This window comes from Spirochaeta lutea (assembly GCF_000758165.1).
In the GTDB taxonomy this organism is placed as follows: Bacteria; Spirochaetota; Spirochaetia; order DSM-27196; family Salinispiraceae; genus Spirochaeta_D; species Spirochaeta_D lutea.
The window spans coordinates 86,483-106,331 of the sequence record NZ_JNUP01000071.1; the positions used below are offsets into that span (position 1 = coordinate 86,483).

Consider the following 19,849-nt stretch of genomic DNA (forward strand, 5'->3'; position numbering starts at 1 on the left):
CGGGGTCCCTTGGCGCCATTGCCCGGATAAGCCGGGTGCGAGAATCGATGCCGATTTTGTTGTAGAGGTTGTACACAAATACCTACACCTGCAACTGTCTACGGAAAGGCCTTCATTACATCGACTATAACTCTAAAAAACCGACAATAGTTGCCGTTAAGTAGCCCCAGGACAGCGGGAGCGACCGAAAAAACCGCCGGATCACCTCCGGCGGTTATGCTCTATTTCCTTCCCGGTATTAGTTTCGGGCGTTCATAGCCTCGAGGGTCCGGTTATGTTCAGCCTCGGCAGCCTCTTGCCTGTCCACCGGCACCGAAGACTCCCGGGCAGTTCGGACTTCCAGCTCCCGACCGCCAAGAGACCGCGGGGCTATGATGGATGAACCTAAGGGAACGCCCTCCTCATAATCCAGAAGAAATAGCGCTGATGTGGCCGATCCCTGGTCGCTTGAGGGGATGGGGACATAGATCTTGGTCGTGCCCCCGGGTTCGACGAGCAGACTGTAGCCGCTTACGGGATCGATGTAATAATCATTGGATAGAAGCCGTCCCTGACTATCAAGAATGAAGGCATCTGAAAAGCTCAAAAGCTGCCACCACTGGGAGGCGGAATGGTTTGTCACCGTTGCCGTGGCATTTCCCCCGATCATGGCGACATTAGTTACTGTCAGACCGCCGTTAGCCGCTGTGAGTTTCTCGTAGTTTATATTGGAATAGCCACTTGAGATGAGATCAAAGCTGATTTCTGCTACATCTTCCGGTTCAATACCATAGAGCGGATGGGTCGTATCATCAGAATCAAAGTAGGCATACCAACGCAGATATGCCGTATCGCCAGGGAAAATATAGTTATTGTTGTAGTAATACGAGGAGGTGGAAAAATACCTGGAGGTATACGGGGCTTCAATATACTTGAACCCGTCTCCCCCATCCAGGGTTGTGTTGTAGATACTATTCCCATCTGCATCGTAGAAGGTTGCCCTGGCTTGTGGAAAGCTCAGGGTATCCAAATCCCCCGCTTCGTAATCGTATTTGAAGGAGGCATGTACAGATACGGTTGTTTTGCCGTAGGAAGCATCTTCCCTGGTGACGGTTGCCTGCACCGGGTTGAGGTGGGCTGCATTCATAGAGATCAAATTGGTGGCTAGGGCAGCACTCCGAGAGACGGACGGGAAGCTCCGGCTGAAACTGCCATCTCCGGAGCCGGAGTCTGAATCGGAGGTCAGGGTGAAGGTGCCCTGATCAATAGTGAGAATGTATTTTACATCCGGTTCGAATTCAAATTCTTTGTGTTCCCCATACTGGTCTGTTAGAATGGTGACAAAATTCTCTGCGGAGTTAAGATGCCAGATATTTACACTCTTCTCGGTGGTGGGATTGAAGGGGGTCCCAGAGTTGTCGGCGGAGATAGCCACCATCAAATCACCATGGGGCTTCTCTTCAAATTTGCTGTAATCCCCGGCTACCAGCTTAATAGACTCGCCGGTGTTATTAATTACCGTCACATCCGCCCTGTTCGAATCGGTGATATTACAGCCCGCGGATACCAGAACAAACATTACCAAAATAGACATAAAAGCCCTGGTTGATACTCTTCTAAGATTCATACAATTACTCCTAATAGCAGCGCCTTCTGGCAGAGTACTACGGTTTCCGGCAGAGAACAATTATTTTTCCTTGGGAAACGAGACAAATCCATGGTAGGCCGTAATTATGGTGGAGTAGTCTCCCGGGGCGATGTATTATATAGGAAAGAGAGAAATAGGAGCGAAGATATGGCCGATACACATAAACCAAGCACAAGCCGAGAGGCAATGCGGATTTTTAAGTCGGATTTTCTGGAGTTTTTCACCCACATCCATCCCGGAATGGTCCTGGCGATCTGGGTACCGATTATCGGAATATTCCTTTACCTCAGTGGAGTGAATGCCCTGCCCGGCGTATTCCCCTGGTATGCCATTGCAGGCTACGTCCTGGGAATCGGAATCTGGACCTTGGCGGAGTATGTACTCCACCGCTGGCTCTTCCACTACCACGCAAAAAGTGAGGCGGGCAAGCGAATCACCTTTATATTCCACGGGGTTCACCACATGCAGCCCATGGTCAAAACCCGCCTGGTGATGCCCCCCATGGTCAGCCTGCCCCTGGGGGCTCTTTTCTTCGGACTGTACTACCTGGTCTTCGATCTCATTCTGAACGCCCCTCATTGGCTCTATCCGACCTTCGCCGGATTCGCCACCGGCTACCTTGCCTACGATATGATTCACTATTCGGTGCATCACTTTAATTTGAAGGGCCGATTCTTCAAATGGGTCCGAAAACACCATATGGAACACCACGTACAAACCCCGGACGAACGCTTCGGGGTTACCAGCCCAACCTGGGACTACGTCTTCCATACCGAACCGTCCAAGACCCCAAAGAAGGAAAAAGAACAAGCCGACAGCTGATACCAGCCCTCAGATGCAACATCCCCCAGTAGCAGCGTGAAATGCGTTTCTGCTGGGGGGATTTTGATGTCCGCCCACCCTTTGAGAAATCCAGGTACAACAGGATGACCGGCAGGCTAGGATTGCACGCCAATCTATTGAATCAAATGAATCCCATCTCGAAGCGCTCTCTGAACCCAAGTAGGGTTTCATTATTTCCCCAAGGATGATTTCGTAATTAAGCTACTGCCATCCCTGGGATAACTCCTTGTACTCTCTCAAGAGTAGGCAGCACATATGCTAGATCGGGCAGTTAAAGTAGCAGGTCAAGCTGACAACTGTGACTCGGTTCCTAATCACCCTTCGAAATAGCACGTGAATATTCCAAAGAAACCTTGGTTCCTGCCTTGATTTCTCTCGTCCTAGGTGTTACATTTTTATTATTCCAGAATTTCGGGATGTTAAGATATTGCAATGTATCCAGGAGGGCGGCTATGATCGAGGTAATTAAGAATACACAGTCCGAGCACCGGGGGGTTGATGAGGTGCGGGCGAACCTGTACAGCCTTATTCTGCTGTCCTATGTAGATACCATGAGCGGACTGGATCCCTGGGTGGAGCGGGTGCACGGGGAGCTGTCTCCCGAGAGGCGATGGCTCAATACGGTGGTGATGGACGGACTGCATTACACCCTGGTGCCGGTACGGGATGTGGGAAGTTTTCCTGAATATCTGCAGGATATGGAGAACACCCCGGCCCTGGAGCTGCGGCAGCGGCTCTTGGGAGAGTATGAGCTGCGTGCCATCCGCAGGGACCCAGCATCGGGCCTGAGTGTGGAGGAGGCGTTGAAATCACCAGAAAACTACCTGACATACCTGGCAGACCGGTATAGGAGTCTGGATGATGAACCGAATTCCCGGGCACATCAGATCGAGAGGGCGGCCTACGAGCTGATTGTGAATCCGGACCGGATGAAATCTGTGGTGCTGGAGCACCTCCACTACATGTGGAACGTGTACTTGAAAAAGGAGTGGGAACGCCGGCGGCCCGCCCTGGAGGAGTTCGCGAAACTCCAGCACGGCCTGAACACCACCTCGTTTATTCCGAACATTATCTCCTGCAACATGGAGACGGCCCAGGAACTTCAGACCTGGATCAGCCAGGCCCGGGAGGTACGGTTTTGCCCCTCGCCCCACGTGGGGCCCTACTTCGGGAAGATGCGCCGGGGTTCTTTGGTGGTGATTTTTTACGGTGAGGGATCTATCCGCCGGGAAAAGGGCGGAGGATTTGGTCAGTCCCAGATGACCCAAATGTTTCAGGCCCTGGGGGATGAGAGCCGGATGGAGATTGTTGGTCTGCTGCTAAGCCGGGGGCGCTTGTCCCAGCCGGAGATCATGGAGGCCTGCGGGTTTAGCGCCTCCGGAGCGAGCCGGCAGCTTAAGTTACTATCAGCCCTCGATCTCATTGAAGAACAGCGCTGCGAGGGAACAAAAAACATGAAATGCTACCAGGTTAACCGGGAGACATTTACCGCCTTGGCTCAGTCCATAATCCATTGGGTTGGTTAGGAGGACCCCATGAATAATTGGTATTCAGATTACCTGCACGGGAATGAATATAGAAACGACCTGCTTCGGGAGGCTGAACACCGTCGTCTGGTCAACAAGATACGCGTCCGGGGGATTCGGGCTCGCCGGCGGCGGCAGCGTAGAGGTATGTACGCCCTTCGTAGGCTCCTCGGACGCTACCTCATCCGACTGGGATCTCGCATAAAAGAGGCGGGAACCCGGATAGCTACCTTTGAGGATCCCCCGGTGAACGCGAAGCCTCGGCCCCGGCCGGGTCGAGCCTAGGAAGCGAGCCTAGGAAGCGAGCCTAGGAAGCGAGCCTAGGGAGCGGCCCTAGGGTATTCAGAGTCGGGGATCAAGCCGGGTCTATTTTCTACCCGGCTTGCACCTGGATGATGAACTGAATTAGTTCTTCCATGGGGATGTCTGCCTTCTGGGCGGCGTCGGCTATCTCTTCGCGGTTCACCTGGGCCGCGAAGGATTTTTCTTTGAGCTTCTTTTTGACTGATTTTACGGCCATTCCCTCATAGCCCCCGGGGCGTACCAGGCTTACGGCGTGGACGAAGCCCGAGAGTTCGTCGAAGGCGTAGATCATCCGTTCCAGTTCGGATTGGGGGTCCACACCGAAGTGGCGGGGGCTGTGGCTGGCGATTCCCCGGAGCAGCCGGGGGTCCCAGTGCTGGGCCTCGCCGTATTCGATTATTTTCCGGCAATGTTCTTCCGGCCAACGGTCCCAGTCGGCATCGTGCAGCAGGCCGGTAGCCTTCCAGAGCCAGCATGTCTGCTCATCCAGTCCTTGACGGCGGGCCCAGGCCTCCATCAGATCGCCAAGCTGCTCCATATGCAGGCGCAGGCGGTCGTTGGGAACCCATTCATCCAACAGGCTCCGGACCTGCTCCGGGCTGGGCAGGTTTCCCCGGTCCTGGGGGCGTCCGAATTCTGTCCGTCCAAGTTGTAGATCTGCCATTATGTACTCCTTGCATAGTGCCGGTTTTCTTGGGGTGATTAGTATGCCATAGCCAGGGAGAATGTTCACCCCCGCCATAGACTTCCAGAGGCATGTGAATCACCCTTGGCATAGGAAAAACCCCCGCAGCTCTACAAGGCTCCCTTCTATACCCAGGTGCATTGCTCACCTGAACCGGGATTCCAGATTAATTGGCCGCCACGGTGATGGTAATAGAATCGCTGTAGCTGCCCTCGGTGGGGAACCCCAACTGGGGAATCTCAACCTCCAGGGGGTAGCGCTGTCCGGTAATCTCCGTTGGCCCCTGGGAGCTGAGGACTGTAACGGTTCCTCCGGAACTGAGGTCCACCAGGCCGGAGTTCAGGTACAGATCGTAGGGGATGGTGCTGGGATCAGCGGGATCGCTGTGGATCATCTGCCCGGCGTTTTGGGAGCTCATGGAGATGGAGAACAGACCGTTGGAGCGGACCACCAGGTCTGCATTACCGACGCTGGCCGGAGAAATAATACCGAAATCGATGGTGTAGTTCGTCCGGGTTTCGTCAAAGAATCCCCCGGGTTCCACAATAGCCAGCTCCAACACCGGCCGTACCCGGGCAGATATGTCCAGGGTGGTGGACTCGACAAAGGTGTAATTGCTCAAGGTTCCCTGGTACAGGCTCACCGTAACCCCATCATCGTAGTTGCCCTGGAGGAAGACGCCTCCGGCGATCTGCACGGTAAAAGATGGTTCCTGGCTCTGCCAACCGCCCTTGTTCTTTTCAGGAAAGGTACCGGTTATAACCTCCTCGGGGTTGGGGGAAACGGAAAGGTCTTTGAGAACGGTCCCCGAGGCCGGGTTATCCACCAGGTAATAGGAGAGGTCGTTGGTGCCGTCGGTCATGGTCCGCGGTTCGAAGCTGCCGCCGTTTCCAGGCCCGAAGGTTAGGAAGAAGTCGGTGGCGGCTCCCCGGTGCCGGACGGTGAGGGTTCCCGAGGCGGATGTGCTTCCGTCCAGGGTGATCCGGGCGTTTCCCTGAAAGCCCAGGGTCTGGGCCCAGATACCGGAGCAGGCTAGGGCCGTCAGCAGGAGCAAAAAGACCGGTCGTTTGGGTAGTCCTCGTGTTTTGTTTTCGCTCATCTTCCTTCTCCTCCTTGTGGTTCTGATTCTCCATCTGCACCATCTCTTACCGGGGTGTCCCCCTCTTCTGCTTGGCCGCCCAGGGGACCGAGATCGTACACTTCCTTGGCATCCTGGGGGATTTCAATGGTCCAGGGGCCAGGTCCTCCAAGGAATAACCCGAGGCGGTACGACCCTCCAGGGACAAAGGGGATTTCAAAATACCCCTGCTCATCCGTATAAAATAACTCCTCGAGGGAGTCGTCGGCCAGGGACTGCAGGTACCCGCCCTGGAGGGCCAGGGCTTCGCCCCCGGGACCGAGCAGCCTGCCTCGAAGACGGAGGGTCTCCGAGCCGCCGATATCGATGACCGTTCCGCTCCGGTAGCCCGGCTTCACCACATACTGGGTTGTGCCCAGGGGCAGATCCGTCGGGGCCTGGGGTAGATCAATAACAATTCGGTTCTGGCGATACCGGGTTACATCCGAGAGTACCGCCCAGCCGAGGAGGTCCGAGGCAGCCCGGTAGGTTGACTCCCGGGGGTTCACCACCAGCCGGTACCCCGCCAGGCTGCGGGTGTTCCTGATTATAACAAAGCTTTCGCGAATGGGCTTACTCACCGTGAGCGCAGACCCGGCAAATGCCAGGGCCGATGCGAACCGGGCGGAGACCCGGCTCCCCGTGTTCTGGAGCTGGTACTGCAGCCCCGATGCGAACCGCTGGTCGCTGAGGGAGGCGCTGAGGGTAAGGGAATCCGCGCTGTCTCCCAGGGGCAATCCCCCGGCGGAAGTGGACAACCCGTAGGCGGAATCACCGAACCGTCCGGTATGGCTCCCGCTGAAGCCCACCGACCCGTCAACGGCGTTCCTGGATACTCCCATGGTTATGGGTACATCCAGGCCCGAGGCAGTTAGGTTGATCAACAACCGGGGATCCACCTGGCCCCCGCTGAAGGTAAGGGAGCCGGTAACCCGGAGGTCAAGGGCCTGGGTGATGGGGGTCGTGAGTACCAGGGATGCTCGGGTGCGTTCCAGGGCCCCCCGATTCTCATGGGATACGCTGGCACTGAGCCAGAGAGACCCGAAGAGATTCTGGGCAACCCCGGCGGACAGGCTGAGCCCGCCCAGGGGGTTTTGACCGTAGGGGGCGAAACTGGGGGACTGGTACCGGGCATCCAGGGAGATTCTGGGCACCGAAATCCGTCCGGGAAGGGCGAAGCGGTAGCCCGCCTGAAGGGCGCCCCCGGGGCTGCGTAGTTCCTGTACCAGGTCGGTGGTACCGGCAACCCCTAGGGAGAATATGCCCACCGGGGTTCCGAACACCCAGGTACTCCCGTACAACTGCCCCAGCTCCCCGGCCTGAAGATACAAATCACCGGTGGTAACAGGCGTGTATCCGTAACGAAACATTCCCGTGAATACCGGAGGCCCCAGGTCCTGCCTCGGCAGACCCAGCTGGACCCCGAAGTCCGCATAGTGATGGGGTAAGAGGCGGTTATCGTAGGGGACTATAACCGACCTGGGTACGGTCTCTCCGGGGCCGGATTCGGGATCCAGGGTGAGATTGACCTGGTTCAATCCCGGCAGGAGGGGCAGTCCAGTAATCCGGTAAGAACCGGGGGGGTAACTCAGACGCCGGAGATCCCGGCCGTTTACCTGAATCTCCAAGGAGAAATCCCGGGTCTGGGTGAGCTCCAGGCTGAAATCGGGGCTCCGGGGAACCAGGCTGGGTATCCTGCCCAGATGCACCCCCCAGAGAGCGGGGCCGCTGCCGAAGGGGGACTCGGCACCCTCCAAGAGGCCCAGGCGCAGCCGCAGGCCCGGCTCCGGCTGGTCGTGGGTAATCATCAGGGTATGCAACACCGGTTCCTGGCCGGTTATGACCTGAAACCTGCTCTCTGCAACCCAGTTATAGAGATTGAATACCGGCTCCAGCTCAAGGTCCAGGATCGTTTCCAGATCTTTCTGGTTAAGGGTATCCAGGGTCAGGGCTGCCTCGGCGTTTAGGTATCCGGAAACCGGAGCGGGTGCGACCGCCACACCGAATAGGCCCGAGCCTTCACCGGTCAGGGAGACCACCCGGACCTCGGAAGAAACCGGGGGCGTTAGAATCACCTGCAACAATCCGGAATCGAATTCCGCCTCGATACCTTCTGCCCGAAGCTCCTCAAGGCTGATCATACCCGGGGAACCGGCGAACAGTTCGGGCAGAAGATCCTGAAGGCCGGCCCGGCTGAGGCGAGGATTGCTGCCGTCCGCCAGAAGATCGCCCTCCACGTACCCTGATGCGCCCCCGGAAACCTCTACCAAGAGGGGCAGGGTAATCCGTGACTGGGGTTGGTCCTGATCGGAGAGGGGGGGATTGGTCTCTAAAAGCGGCGCCGACTCCTGACCCGGGAACTCCGATGCCGGAGCCTCGGGAGTCGGGCTTTGGGCTCCGGCAGCCAGGGCCAGACCGAAAAAAACGACCAGGCCTCCGAGGAGCAATCCGCTTCTACCGGGCATCCGGTGCCTTTTCCTGTTCCGACTTCCCCCCCAGACCCGGTTCCGGGCCGGACGCAGGGTCTCGGTCCAGGCCCAGTACCGGTCTTGGGTCGGGTTCTGAAGTGGGATCCCGGTCCGGTTTCGGTCTCTATCCCGGCACCAGGCCCAGTGTCGGTCTTGGCGCCGGCCCCGACCGAGGCCGAACAGCATAGAAACGCGGGGCATGGTCACCTCACCGCGGTGAATGAAAACTCAGCAGAAAGCCCACGGCCTGCCAGATGGTCCGGCAGGGGCAGGACGACCCGGCGCAGGGCTCCGGCCAAGAGGTTTTCTCCGGCAATTCCCGGTAACTCCTCCGGGGTGAAGCTAATGGTGCTGTCAGGATTATCCTGGGCGGAGATGGTGAGGCTCAGGTCGTTAAGGATGGTATGGGCGTTGCCGCTGTTTTCAAAGATCAGCTCCGCGGCCGGTTTGGAGTCCTGGATTATGGGGGTGATACTCCGGATAGCAACCTGATGGCGGGGGTTTTCCGGAAGGATGTACACTGCCCCCCGGTAGCGGAACATGATATTTATGGCGCCACCCTGGGTCTGCCGGGATTCGAACTCCACAGGTAATTGCTCGGCAACGATCCGGAAGGCCTGTTCGCGGTCAATCTGTTCCGGACCCCGCCACTGGATGCGTATTGCCTGGACCTGGCCGGGCCTGAGCACCATCTGTTGGGGAAAAACCACAAACTTATCCGCCGCATCTCGGTTGACCTCCCTGCCGTCCAATCTGGATTCCCGGGTAAACATCCGGACCCGCAGGGCTATGGGATCTGAGCCGGTGTTCTCCGCTATAAAGGTGTGGACGGCCTCGGGACCCCGGGGCGCGAGGTCGGCGGATATGGGCTGGAACCGAAAGGCCCATAGGGGTACAGCGGTCAGAATAAGCAATATTCCTATGAGGGTCGTTTTGCCGCTTTTCGGTGGGAATTTCAGACGGTTTTTCCAGGGGTGATTCACAGTAGCCTCCTATAGAATGGCCGGTTAGGGGTGCATTTCATGTACAGGGCAGAGTAGTACCCAGCTAATACCCGATGCCCCGCCGTACCGTGCAGGTCATGTACAGGGGCAAGGCGCCTTCCTTCCCCTTCCTGCTCCGGGCGGCGAGGGAGGAGCCGGTTGTGCATCGGTCTCTACACGCCCGCTACCCCAACGTATTTATAGTGCGCAAAAGGTTGTAACTTTTTACCCTGGTGACACCATCCCTGGGTTGGTTCCCGAACTGCGCCACTATATATGGCGTAGTTTACAACCTTTTGCGCACTACAAAAAGTATAGTGTCCAAACCGATGTTCGTGTCCATCTTAGGGTCGCGGCCCCGTGGGGGACCAGGAATGCAGCCGCCCAATTCGGCCCGCTCACCGGGGTTGTACACTCGGGAAAAGAAAAAGCTCCGGGGTAGGATTCCCCAGGAGCTTTCGGTTTGTATGCTGAAGATTTCAGGCCAAGAGTGCCACGCTACTTGGCAGCAATATCCAGAGTGAGGGTATCCTGGTAGGTGTCCTCTGCCAGGAAAACGCCGGTTCCGTCATAACTGATGGCCAAGGTCTTGGCATCTCCGGAAGCGCTGGTCTTTGTAGAGATATCGCTGATCAGAGCTGTACCACTGCTCAGGGTTACCGGTTCTCCGCCGTAGCTGATGGTATAATCCAGGGTGTCGGTATTGCCTGCTGATCCGGCAAAATAGGCCTGGGATCCTGAGGCATTGGCGGAACTGAGGGTCACGGTGTACCCGGCCCGTTTGTTACTGCGTTCCACCACGGTGGCAACAGCAAGATTGTCTACTGCGGTTAGTAGGTCAAGGTTGTCCGCCCCGTCTTCGGCGGTTACGGTGATCTCCAGAATTCCCGGAACCGTTCCCTGTAACAGAAGATTCCCGGTGGTTTGGGCAAATGCTGCTCCGCTAACCAGGAGCATTACTGCTGTCCATACCAATACTTTTTTCATACTTTTTCTCCTCCGCAGGTCCGGCCTGCGATGATTAGATTCCCTCCCGTGTTTCAAACTGGAGCCGATGCAACACTCTGTTTTGCAAAAGCTCACTATATTAATAATATAAACATAAGAAATGTCTTAGTCAAGGATTGGTGATTTTTGGGGTAGGAAGCCTCGGAATATGCCGGGTTCGAAGGAGGGTAACCCGTATACGGCTATCGTGCTGATCTAGGATGAGGCCTCCAGGGCCCGGCGGATGTCCTTCCGGATGGCCTGGGGCTTGGTTGTGGGGGCGTAGCGTTTGATCTTATGCGCCCCGGGCCAGATGAGGAACTTGGTGAAGTTCCATTTTAGATCCCGGGCACCGAGAAACCCCGGAGCGGCTTCCTTCAAGGTAACCAAGAGGGGATGGGTTTGGGGACCGTTGACCAAGACCTTCTTGGTCAGGGGGAAGGTTACTCCGTGGTTTAGCTTGCAAACCTGGGTGACCGTTTCATCGGTCTCGGGTTCCTGATCCGCAAATTGGTTACTCGGCAAACCGATAACCCGCAGCCCCCGGGCGAAAAACTCTTGGTGAAGTTCCTCCAGGCCTTCGAATTGGGGTGCCAAGCCGCAGCGGGTTGCCGTATTCACGATCAGCACGGGGTTATTCCGAAGATCGGCCAGGTTGATGCTTCCACCCTGGGCGAGATCGAGACTCAATTGGTAAATATCGGTTTTTGTCGTGTTCATGGGTGGAATATAGTCATGGGACAGGGCAGAGGGCAAGATGTACCCCGAGGGGAAGGTGAATCAGCCATGACGGGACAACCCGGATCAGAAGGGTTACCGGGGCATTCGAATCCCCCTACCCATAAAGCCAATTCTAAAACCCCGCCAAGAAAAAAAGAACCTCCGCTGTAAAAAATACTTTACATTCTTCGAATTCGCCGGTATAGTAAAATAAACTTTACGTAAAGAATACTTTACCAAAGGAACGCGCCATGGAAAATAGAATTCGGCAGCTGCGGGAGGCCAAGGGACTGACCCAGGAGGGGTTGGCAGACCTGGTGGATGTGACCAGGCAGACCATAATCTCTCTGGAGAAGGGCAAGTATGAGAGTCCGTCGGTCAAACTGGCCCACCGGATAGCCCGAGCCTTGGGCGCTGCCATCGAGCAGGTTTTTATTTTTGATGAGGAGGATGAGAGATGACGGAAACAGCACAACCAACACAGCCCCGGAAAAAGGACTCCTGGGGACCGGATCTCGTGGTCATTCTACAGCTGGCCCTGGCCGGAGGTGGATTCACCGCCCTGGGTTTCGCCTTAGGGGTGAACAGCGACTTTTTTAGGGGATTTTTAACCGGGTTCGGTCCGGCAGCAGGCCTGGTGATCCTGTTGATGATCGGTTTTCACCTTATTAAAGGGCGCAGCTTCATCCGCTACAAGCGGGGTGATGAGCGCATCCGCCAGCTAGCCACCAAGGCGGCCGCTATGAGCTTCTGGCTGGTGCTCTTCGCTATGGCGGTTCTGAACTTCGTAATTTTCTCGGAGATTTCGATTTCAATACGGGTGCTGCTGCCCGCAGTCATGGCCGGAGCGGCCTTGCTGAACCTGTTAATCTTTCTGGTTTTACTGCGGAGATTTTAACGCCCGAGAGTACAGCCGGGCCGGGAACCCCGGGGGTGGAATGACGTACCCGGGCCGGGAACCCCAGGGGACGGAATGATGTACCCGGGCCGGGATAACCGGGGGTGAAATGACGTCCCGGTTTTCCGGTTGCGCGTTGCCTGTGTTAGGGCCTTGCTGTGCGTGTTTTCCGGTTGCGGCGGGCCGTCTGGGTGTGCCCGCTAGTCTGTTATTCTCCGGCCGTCTGGGTGTGCCCGCTGGTCTGTTATTGTCCGGCCGTCTGGGTATGCTCGCTTGTCTGTTATTGTCCGGCCGTCTGGCTGCCCGGCCTGTTTGGGATTCATAGTGCACAAAAGGTTGTAACATTTCCCCCTGGCGACGCTACCCAAGGCTGGGATTTTTGTTTGTACCGCTATATCCGGTGCAATGTACAACCTTTTGCACACTAATTTTGGTATTGAGAGGTTGTTGTCTGGTCGTGGGCGGTTGTCCGAGTTTGCATGGCTACCCGGTTGCCCTACCCTACCCAGAAAAGCCGGGAATGAACCATTAGGCTATAAGGTCTGATTTTTTTACGTCTATTGTTGACTATTTTAGTCAGGTATTATACAACCTATACAAGAAGAATTAATACGCATTAACTGGAGGTAAGTATGCAACGTATTGCGCGTTTTTGTCTATATGGTGTATTGGTTGTAGGTGCAGGGGTCAGCGGCCTCTTTGCCGGTCCGGCCCGGGAAGCGGCCCCAATACAGGGTGAGGAGCATCGCGAGGTTACCCATAAACTCGGAACCGTCGCTATCCCGGAGCAGCCCCAGCGGCCGGTAGTATTCAGCTACGACATTCTGGATCTGCTCCAAGCCTTGGATATTCAGGCTGCAGCGATTCCCATGCCCACCCTGCCATCCTACCTGGCTCGGGGAGTCGGAGAGGACACTGCCGATGCAGGAACCCTCTTTGAACCGGACTATGAGGGATTGTTCCGCCTCAATCCCCAGGTAATCTTCATTTCGGACCGGCAGACCCCGGTGTACGATCAATTGAGCGAGATAGCTCCGGTGGTCTACACGGGCATTGCCGCCGAGGATTACCTTGCGTCACTTGAAAAAAACTGGTCTATTGTCGGGAATCTCTACGGAAAGCAGGATCAGGTTGAGGGGTATCTGGAAGAAATCACCCTTCGGGCTGATACCCTGGCCGCGGCAGCCCGGGAATCCGGCTTAACAGCCCTGGTACTGATGGTTAACGACGGTTCCTTGAGCGTCTACGGTCCGGGATCACGGTTCGGGTATGTGTATGACAGCTTCGGCTACGTACCTGCTGATCCGGCGATTGAGACCTCAACCCACGGCCAGAGTGTTTCCTTTGAATACCTTGCCAGCCAGAATCCCGACATCCTCTTCGTATTGGACCGGGGACAGGCCTTAACCGGAAACCTGACAGCCGATTCGGTTCTGGATAACGAGATTGTAGCCAGGACCGCAGCAGCCCGGGAGGGCAGGATCGTCTATGTAGATCCCCAGGCATGGTACCTCGCTCCCGGGGGATTGGATTCTACCCGGGCAATTCTCAGGGATCTCGAGTCAGCCCTGGAATAGGATCCTGCCCATGACTACCCGCCACGCCCGCCTCCTGGAGGCGGGTCTCGTTCTCCTGATTATTGCAGCCGGGGGGCTCTCCCTGGCTATGGGCTCATCGGTTACCGACGGGTTTATTCTGGTGTATAGCCGGCTGCCCCGGCTTCTGGCCCTGGTACTTTCCGGGGCGGGGGTTAGTCTCGCCGGGCTGGTAATGCAGAAGATCAGCCGTAATCCCTTTGCCAGCGGCGAGACCGCGGGAACCATGGACTTTGCGGCCCTGGGCTATGTCCTGGCTCTGGGGGTCTTTCGAGCCGAGAGTGTGATGGCGCGGCTGTCCCTGGCCTTTATAGGCGCAATGATCGGTACAAGTATTTTTTTCCTGCTTCTGCGGCGTTTAGGGCGGAACTCTGTGCTCCATGTTCCCCTCTTGGGGATTATGCTGGGCTTCTTGGTGAACGGCCTAACCCAGATCCTGGCCTACCGTTTTGACCTGCTCCAGGGGCTCTCCAGCTGGATGTTCGCGGATTTCTCCCTGGTTATTGCCGGTCGGTACGAGTTTCTGTTCCTGGTGGTACCTGTGGTCGCAGGCACCTGGATCATGGGGCATCACCTGACCATCGCCGGTCTAGGAGAGGATATGGCAACGAACCTAGGGAGCAATTTCCGGCTTACCAGGAATCTGGGACTGGTCGTAGTGTCGATAATGAGTGCCCTGGTGGTGGTTATTGCCGGTCGAATCCCCTTTTTGGGACTCATCGTACCGAATCTGATTCTCCGGGGTGTGTCGGATAATGTCCGGGCGGTTCTTCCCTTAACCGCCCTCTCCGGCGCCGTTCTGCTTTTGATTTCGGATATCAGCGGAAGACTCATCATCCAGCCCTATGAAATTCCTGTCGGTTTGACCATGGGTGTAGTCGGCGGCGGGGTGTTCCTCGTAATGCTCTCCCGCTGGAGAGGCAGGCAGTATGGCTGAGATCACCCTTGCCCCCGGAAAAGAGGGGAAGTCCAAGCTGACCAAGGGGCTCAGCCGGCTGGGCTCACCGGCGGTTCTAGCCGGTTTATTGCTAGTTCTGGTGGGGTGGTTCCTGGTAGACGGTCTGGACGGGTCTACCTGGCGCTACTTTCTCCAGCGAAGGCTTCCGATGGTCGGGGCTATCGTATTGGCGTCTTGGTGTTCTGCAGCTGCTACCTTGATGCTTCAAACCGCCGGGGCCAACCCCATCCTATCCCCGGGTATTCTCGGCATCGACGCCTGGTACATCCTCATCCAGAGTCTGGCTGTGTTCTTCTTTTCCAGCGATGCCTGGATTATTCAGTCCCCCTTGCTTAACCTCGCCGTGACTCTTCCATTAATGCTGGTATACAGCACAATCCTGTTCAGCCGGATTCGCAGTACCAGGGGTGGAATGCAGCTACTATTGATCCAAGGGATTATCATGGCAGGATTTCTTTCCAGTGTAACTAATTACCTGCAAAAGATAATCGATCCCAACGAGTTTTCCCTGATTCAGACCCGGCTCTTTGCCTCGGTGACCAACATCCACGGGCCGACCCTCTTGGCCGCCCTTCCCATCTTCATCCTCTTACTGGCGGTGACTGCTGCCAAACACCGAACCCTGGATGTGCTGCTACTCGGCCGGGATCAAAGCATCAACCTCGGGTTATCCTACGGCAGGGAGCTATTTGTGGTGCTCTCTCTTGTCAGCGGGTTCACCGCCCTTTCAACCGCTGTTATCGGTCCCCTGCCCTTCCTCGGTCTGGTCGCTGTAACCCTGGCCAGGCGGACATCCCGGGGCTACACCCACCGGGAGCTGCTGATCCGCTCCATGCTCATCTCCGCCCTAGTTATGATGGCTGGCCATCTCCTGCTTACCAAGGTTATGGGTGGAGTCATCCCCCTACCCCCGATGCTGAACGTCTTTGGCGGCGGGGTATTTCTGCTGCTACTTATCAGGAGGCCCATGTTTGATTGAGGTACAATCCATTTACAAATCCTACGGCGCCCTGCCAGTCCTGGAGGGGATCTCTACCCGATTCTCCCCGGGCACCATCAGTACGATTTTAGGTTCTAACGGTGCGGGTAAGAGCACCTTATTAAACATCATGGGCCGCCTGCTTTCCCTTGACCGGGGATCTATTCTCTTGAAAGGTCAGGATATCTCCCAGGTATCTGCCAAGGAGCTGGCCAGAACCATGGCGATTCTGAAACAGAATACCCAGGTCCAAGCCCGGCTCACAGTCCGCGAACTGGTTGAATTCGGACGCTTTCCCCACAGCCAGGGGCGGATAACCCCGAGAGATAGCCATGCCATTGATCATGCCCTGGAGTTTACAGCCCTGGAGGACATCCAAGGCCGTCTAATCCAGGAACTCAGCGGCGGCCAACGGCAGCGGGCCTTCATCGCCATGGTCATAGCCCAGGAGAGCCCCCTCATTCTCCTGGACGAACCCCTAAACAGCCTGGACCTTCGCCACGGGGTCCAGATTCTTGAGCTGCTCCAGCGCCTCCGGGACGAACAGGGTAAGACCATTATCATGGTTCTCCATGATCTGAATCTTGCTCTGCATTTTTCCGACCACATCCTCGCACTCAGCCAAGGAACTATTTCCTTCGAAGGCCATCCCGAGGATTTCGCCAGGAACGACCGCTTACAACCGGTATTCGGCTTGGAATTCGACTTCCTGCCCTACAAACGGAGAACCCTATGTCTGCATTACTAAACACATCCCCGGACCCAACCCCGGATTCGAAAAAGAGCCATGTTCCCAAGGACGGGGGACACGGCAACGCACATCCGCCTTGGCTTCACACCCTCAAAGTCTCAGCAATCCGCCACGAATTTGACGACACCTGGTCGTATTTCTTGGAACTGCCCCCGGAAAAGAACCCGGCCCTTACATTTATTCCCGGACAGTTCATCCATCTGGTAGCCCCCGGGGCCCCGGTGAGTAAGCCCACCGTCCGCCACATGTCCATCGCCAGCATCCCTGAGGACGGCCACCTGCGTATTGCCATGAGTCTGGCATCCGGCAGTCCGTACAAACAGGCATTTCGGTCCTTAAGGCCCGGACAGTACCTTCAGGTATTCGGCATTACTGGAAGCTTCTCCCTGGCTTCCCTCCCGGAAAAGACCCCTCTGGTCTTCATCGCCGGGGGAATCGGTATAACCCCCATCATGAGCCTGATGCGCCACATCGCAGATAAACAGCTCAATCATCCCTGGGGCCTCATCCATGTGGCAAATACCCACCTATTTAGGTCCGAGATTGATCAGCTCTTCCCGGAAAACCCCAGAATTTACTGTTCCCGGCATGGCATAGACTCTGCCCTGGATAGCCCCGGATTGCCGGCCAGAGAGGCAGAGGAAAGACCCCAGATCGGAACCCCTCCCCCGGGGCAGGGACACAGAACCTTCGAGGTTCAATCAACCCAGTATTTTCTCTGCGGATCGGGAGGATTTCTGGCGAGTATAACCCGGAAGCTGCTGGACCGGGGTATTCCCCCGGAATCCATCCGTACAGAAGATTTTGATCACTAGGCCGGGAATAGGGGCTGGCACGGTGTATAACGGTGGGTTAGAGGCTGTAACCCTTCACCGCGGCGACACTACCAACCGCCACGCCTACACCGGAGGGGAATCCCGGTAAGAACCCCCTACTTAGCGATATTCCGAGGAGCACCTCAGTTAACATCAAAGAAGGGGATGTACAGCCCCAAGCCCAGGCCGAAATGGTAAAAGGCATTCCCCTGGCCGTCGGAGATCAACGGGGTGTACTGAACATAGGGTCCTACGGAAATGAGTACACTGGGTCCCCAGGGTGCGATGACCATCCCCAGCTGGCCGCCGATGGTGAAGGCATTCCGCCAGGTCACCTGATTCAGGGACAGGGCAGTTTCCTCAACAAATATGTATTGCCCCAGGTCGAAGAAATAGAGCATTGAATGGAATCCTACCCCGGGGGTAACCTCGGGCATCCATTGCAGGGCTAATCCCACGGGCAGCCATGCCCCGGCGCTCCAGGCTGCGGTTTCAAGGGTTTTTGTTGCAACGTTTTGCAGTCCCGTAAAAACACCCACATTCCCGCCCAGGGAGAGAATATACTCACCCGTCCTGGCGGTACGGTCGGTTACCGCTTGAATAAGGGTATCCAGAGAGGCCTGACGGATCTCCGCCAATTCGCCGGAGGCCTTGTCTCGGTATTTTTCATTCTCGGGATCGTAGGTTTCCAGATAAATTGAAATGGTGGAAAGAAGAGCAGATCCCTTCTTTATGGCGACGGCATTCTCCGGGATGGTAGAAATACCCTCTTCTAGGCTGGTAAAAAGAGCAGTCACACTATCAATATTGTTTAAGATAAAATCGGTCATGGTATAGACAGCCAGGGAGAAGTTTCCATTTTTTACATAGCTTAGGGTATGCTCGAAGAACCGCAAGAACTGGGGATAATTCGCCAGATACCGCCGGCTTCGTATGCTTAACCTGGTAATAGAATCCTCCAATGAGACATCCCGTTGTATATCGTGGATCATCGGAATCAACGAGGAGATGTCAAACAGCAGTCGGAGAATGTCTTCCTCGGGAATGACCGTTTCGGTTCCGGGAATTATTACCGACCTCAGATCGCTTCTGATCTGATCGAGCTTGGTCTTAAGTACGGGCCGGACAGCCCCCAGGGTTGTGAGTCCATTCCGAAATCTGGCCATGGCGGCGCGGTAGGTCTGAACAAAAACCGTGGTTTCGCCCCCTTCTCCTGCGACTTCCTGAACAGCCAGGCCCAGATAATCCTCCTCATTCAAGAGGATGTAGAGCTGATCGACGATCAATGAAAGCATAAAGGTGAATTCATCATCCAAATCCTCGGACCCCGATCGTAGGATGCTCTGAATCTTTGCAAAACCTGCATACAGTTCTTCCATAAACACCTCGGAATCACTCCGGGAAAACACCTTCTCTGGTGTTATGTCCGAAAGCAGATACAACTCCAGGTAGCTTGCAATAGCCTGAGAGACATCCTCTACCCCCTGCTTCACTGAAGGAACCTGGAGAAGCGGGTAGTTAAAAATGCTGTAGGTGATCACGTCTGAGATAAACCGGGATACATCCCGTATGAGCTGGATCTTCAATAGCTGATGGGTATTGAATGCCGCAACCAGGGTATTCGTCTCTAGGTACTCGATGGTATGAGAAAATACCGGCCCGTTAAAGCGGAACTGGGATAGAAGTGTTATCAGGGTCTGCTTCACCAACATGAATCCCTGACGCTCAGCACGCGTTAAGGCAATCTCCCCCAGGCCCTGAAGGAGTTCATCGGCCAGTGAATCCAAACTCCCCACTCCGGCTCTGCCGGGGGAGGGTTGGGTATAGTACTGGACGAGCCCCGGCATCTCCTGCCTAACCCCGCTAAGCAGGGGAATGAGCTGTTGTTCCGGAATCCCCTCAAAGTACTGCCTGGTTGTTGAGGGCAGGCTATTCAGAAGGCTTTGAGGATCAAGCCCAGAGGGGTCAGCCTCCCCTAACCTATCAAGTTCTTCCAGGGCGCGTTTCAAGTCTTCAGGGGGAATGCCCTGCTCTAAAATCAGCGTATCGAAGATGTTCTCTGGCAGATCAAGGTTCCCGGAATCAGGGAGGGGTGTCGGTGTACCCAACTCCGCAGTCCCGCCATCAACCTTCCAGGGGTACTCTACCGGCAAATTTCCTTGGAATTCGGTATTCCTTGGGAGCCATGGGCTTGCCGCGTCCAAAGCCTCTTGAAGGGTACGAACCGCTGGGTCATTCCGGAGTACATCATATCTACGGTATAACTCCTCTAGGGATTCATAATCATCCACTTCGATGGTGATGGTATCATTCTGTGCAGACGCTGGTTGGGAATGTATTGGTAAGCAGACGATTACCGACAGCAACAACATAGTCTTCAGTATCCTTTTCATAGGTCCTCCTACACCGTTCCTCCTGGGTAAAAGAGTGGAATCGCCTCTGCCGATGACTGAATACTAGGGATGTTGTGTGTATTGATAGATACAAGATATATGGTGCGTTTTGCACTCTTTTACGTACTTAAAACACTGTTCGTAATCCCCGCCAGTGTAACATGGATAATCCCGGGAACTCCTCCATACCGGAATTAAGGA

At 55.8% G+C, this 19,849-nt stretch carries 18 protein-coding genes; 10 read left to right on the plus strand and 8 right to left on the minus strand.

Annotated elements, in window-relative coordinates; genetic code table 11:
* Positions 1 to 238: 238 nt before the first annotated feature.
* Positions 239 to 1,606: a hypothetical protein gene (locus DC28_RS13085; protein ID WP_037549569.1), complete on the minus strand. Its 1,368-nt coding sequence runs from the start codon at positions 1,604 to 1,606 to the stop codon at positions 239 to 241.
* A 168-nt stretch (positions 1,607 to 1,774) separates the two neighbouring features.
* On the opposite strand from DC28_RS13085, the gene DC28_RS13090 reads away from it, so the two are divergent.
* The 3 genes from DC28_RS13090 to DC28_RS13100 all read left to right on the plus strand — a co-directional run bounded on the left by DC28_RS13090 (position 1,775) and on the right by DC28_RS13100 (position 4,281).
* Positions 1,775 to 2,449, plus strand: coding sequence for a sterol desaturase family protein (locus DC28_RS13090; RefSeq protein WP_037549573.1), 675 nt, complete (start codon positions 1,775 to 1,777; stop codon positions 2,447 to 2,449).
* A gap of 473 nt (positions 2,450 to 2,922) precedes the next feature.
* The gene (locus DC28_RS13095) at positions 2,923 to 3,996 is read left to right on the plus strand and encodes an ArsR/SmtB family transcription factor (RefSeq protein ID WP_037549578.1); all 1,074 of its coding nucleotides are present in this window, start codon (positions 2,923 to 2,925) and stop codon (positions 3,994 to 3,996) included.
* Positions 3,997 to 4,005: 9 nt separating this feature from the next.
* Positions 4,006 to 4,281 carry a hypothetical protein gene (locus DC28_RS13100; RefSeq protein WP_037549581.1) on the plus strand — a complete coding sequence of 92 codons (276 nt, stop codon included), beginning with the start codon at positions 4,006 to 4,008 and terminating at the stop codon, positions 4,279 to 4,281.
* Positions 4,282 to 4,369: 88 nt separating this feature from the next.
* Here DC28_RS13100 and DC28_RS13105 read toward each other — a convergent pair whose 3' ends face one another.
* The 6 genes from DC28_RS13105 to DC28_RS13135 form a co-directional block, all read right to left on the minus strand.
* Positions 4,370 to 4,963, minus strand: a complete 594-nt coding sequence (locus DC28_RS13105) for a hydrolase (protein WP_037549583.1) — start codon at positions 4,961 to 4,963, stop codon at positions 4,370 to 4,372.
* Between the two features lie 187 nt (positions 4,964 to 5,150).
* Complete coding sequence (locus DC28_RS13110) at positions 5,151 to 6,083, minus strand: spore coat protein U domain-containing protein (RefSeq protein ID WP_037549586.1); 933 nt, start codon at positions 6,081 to 6,083, stop codon at positions 5,151 to 5,153.
* Positions 6,080 to 8,566, minus strand: a complete 2,487-nt coding sequence (locus DC28_RS13115; protein WP_162180243.1) for a fimbria/pilus outer membrane usher protein — start codon at positions 8,564 to 8,566, stop codon at positions 6,080 to 6,082. The genes DC28_RS13110 and DC28_RS13115 overlap by 4 nt, the downstream gene beginning before the upstream one ends.
* A gap of 206 nt (positions 8,567 to 8,772) precedes the next feature.
* Positions 8,773 to 9,552, minus strand: coding sequence for a fimbrial biogenesis chaperone (locus tag DC28_RS13125; protein WP_037549596.1), 780 nt, complete (start codon positions 9,550 to 9,552; stop codon positions 8,773 to 8,775).
* Positions 9,553 to 10,050: 498 nt separating this feature from the next.
* Positions 10,051 to 10,539, minus strand: a complete 489-nt coding sequence (locus DC28_RS13130; RefSeq protein WP_037549599.1) for a hypothetical protein — start codon at positions 10,537 to 10,539, stop codon at positions 10,051 to 10,053.
* 216 nt (positions 10,540 to 10,755) lie between these two features.
* Positions 10,756 to 11,259 carry a glutathione peroxidase gene (locus tag DC28_RS13135; RefSeq protein ID WP_052078918.1) on the minus strand — a complete coding sequence of 168 codons (504 nt, stop codon included), beginning with the start codon at positions 11,257 to 11,259 and terminating at the stop codon, positions 10,756 to 10,758.
* A 251-nt stretch (positions 11,260 to 11,510) separates the two neighbouring features.
* Between DC28_RS13135 and DC28_RS13140 the strand changes: the two genes are divergently transcribed.
* The 7 genes from DC28_RS13140 (at position 11,511) to DC28_RS13170 (ending at position 17,255) form a co-directional block, all read left to right on the plus strand.
* The gene (locus tag DC28_RS13140; protein WP_037549602.1) at positions 11,511 to 11,720 is read left to right on the plus strand and encodes a helix-turn-helix transcriptional regulator; all 210 of its coding nucleotides are present in this window, start codon (positions 11,511 to 11,513) and stop codon (positions 11,718 to 11,720) included.
* A complete protein-coding gene (locus tag DC28_RS13145) occupies positions 11,717 to 12,157 on the plus strand; it encodes a hypothetical protein (RefSeq protein ID WP_037549605.1) in 441 nt (146 codons plus the stop codon). Before DC28_RS13140 ends, DC28_RS13145 begins: the two co-directional genes overlap by 4 nt.
* Before the next feature lie 632 nt (positions 12,158 to 12,789).
* The gene (locus DC28_RS13150) at positions 12,790 to 13,734 is read left to right on the plus strand and encodes a siderophore ABC transporter substrate-binding protein (RefSeq protein ID WP_052078892.1); all 945 of its coding nucleotides are present in this window, start codon (positions 12,790 to 12,792) and stop codon (positions 13,732 to 13,734) included.
* A 10-nt stretch (positions 13,735 to 13,744) separates the two neighbouring features.
* Positions 13,745 to 14,689 carry an iron chelate uptake ABC transporter family permease subunit gene (locus tag DC28_RS13155; protein WP_037549607.1) on the plus strand — a complete coding sequence of 315 codons (945 nt, stop codon included), beginning with the start codon at positions 13,745 to 13,747 and terminating at the stop codon, positions 14,687 to 14,689.
* Entirely contained in the window at positions 14,682 to 15,689 is a 1,008-nt protein-coding gene (locus tag DC28_RS13160) for an iron chelate uptake ABC transporter family permease subunit (RefSeq protein WP_037549610.1), read from the plus strand. Before DC28_RS13155 ends, DC28_RS13160 begins: the two co-directional genes overlap by 8 nt.
* Positions 15,682 to 16,437 carry an ATP-binding cassette domain-containing protein gene (locus DC28_RS13165; RefSeq protein ID WP_037549613.1) on the plus strand — a complete coding sequence of 252 codons (756 nt, stop codon included), beginning with the start codon at positions 15,682 to 15,684 and terminating at the stop codon, positions 16,435 to 16,437. The genes DC28_RS13160 and DC28_RS13165 overlap by 8 nt, the downstream gene beginning before the upstream one ends.
* The gene (locus DC28_RS13170; RefSeq protein WP_037549616.1) at positions 16,422 to 17,255 is read left to right on the plus strand and encodes a ferredoxin--NADP reductase; all 834 of its coding nucleotides are present in this window, start codon (positions 16,422 to 16,424) and stop codon (positions 17,253 to 17,255) included. The genes DC28_RS13165 and DC28_RS13170 overlap by 16 nt, the downstream gene beginning before the upstream one ends.
* 143 nt (positions 17,256 to 17,398) lie before the next feature.
* On the opposite strand, the gene DC28_RS13175 is transcribed toward DC28_RS13170, so the two are convergent.
* The gene (locus tag DC28_RS13175) at positions 17,399 to 19,648 is read right to left on the minus strand and encodes a hypothetical protein (RefSeq protein WP_037549619.1); all 2,250 of its coding nucleotides are present in this window, start codon (positions 19,646 to 19,648) and stop codon (positions 17,399 to 17,401) included.
* Positions 19,649 to 19,849 lie beyond the last annotated feature (201 nt).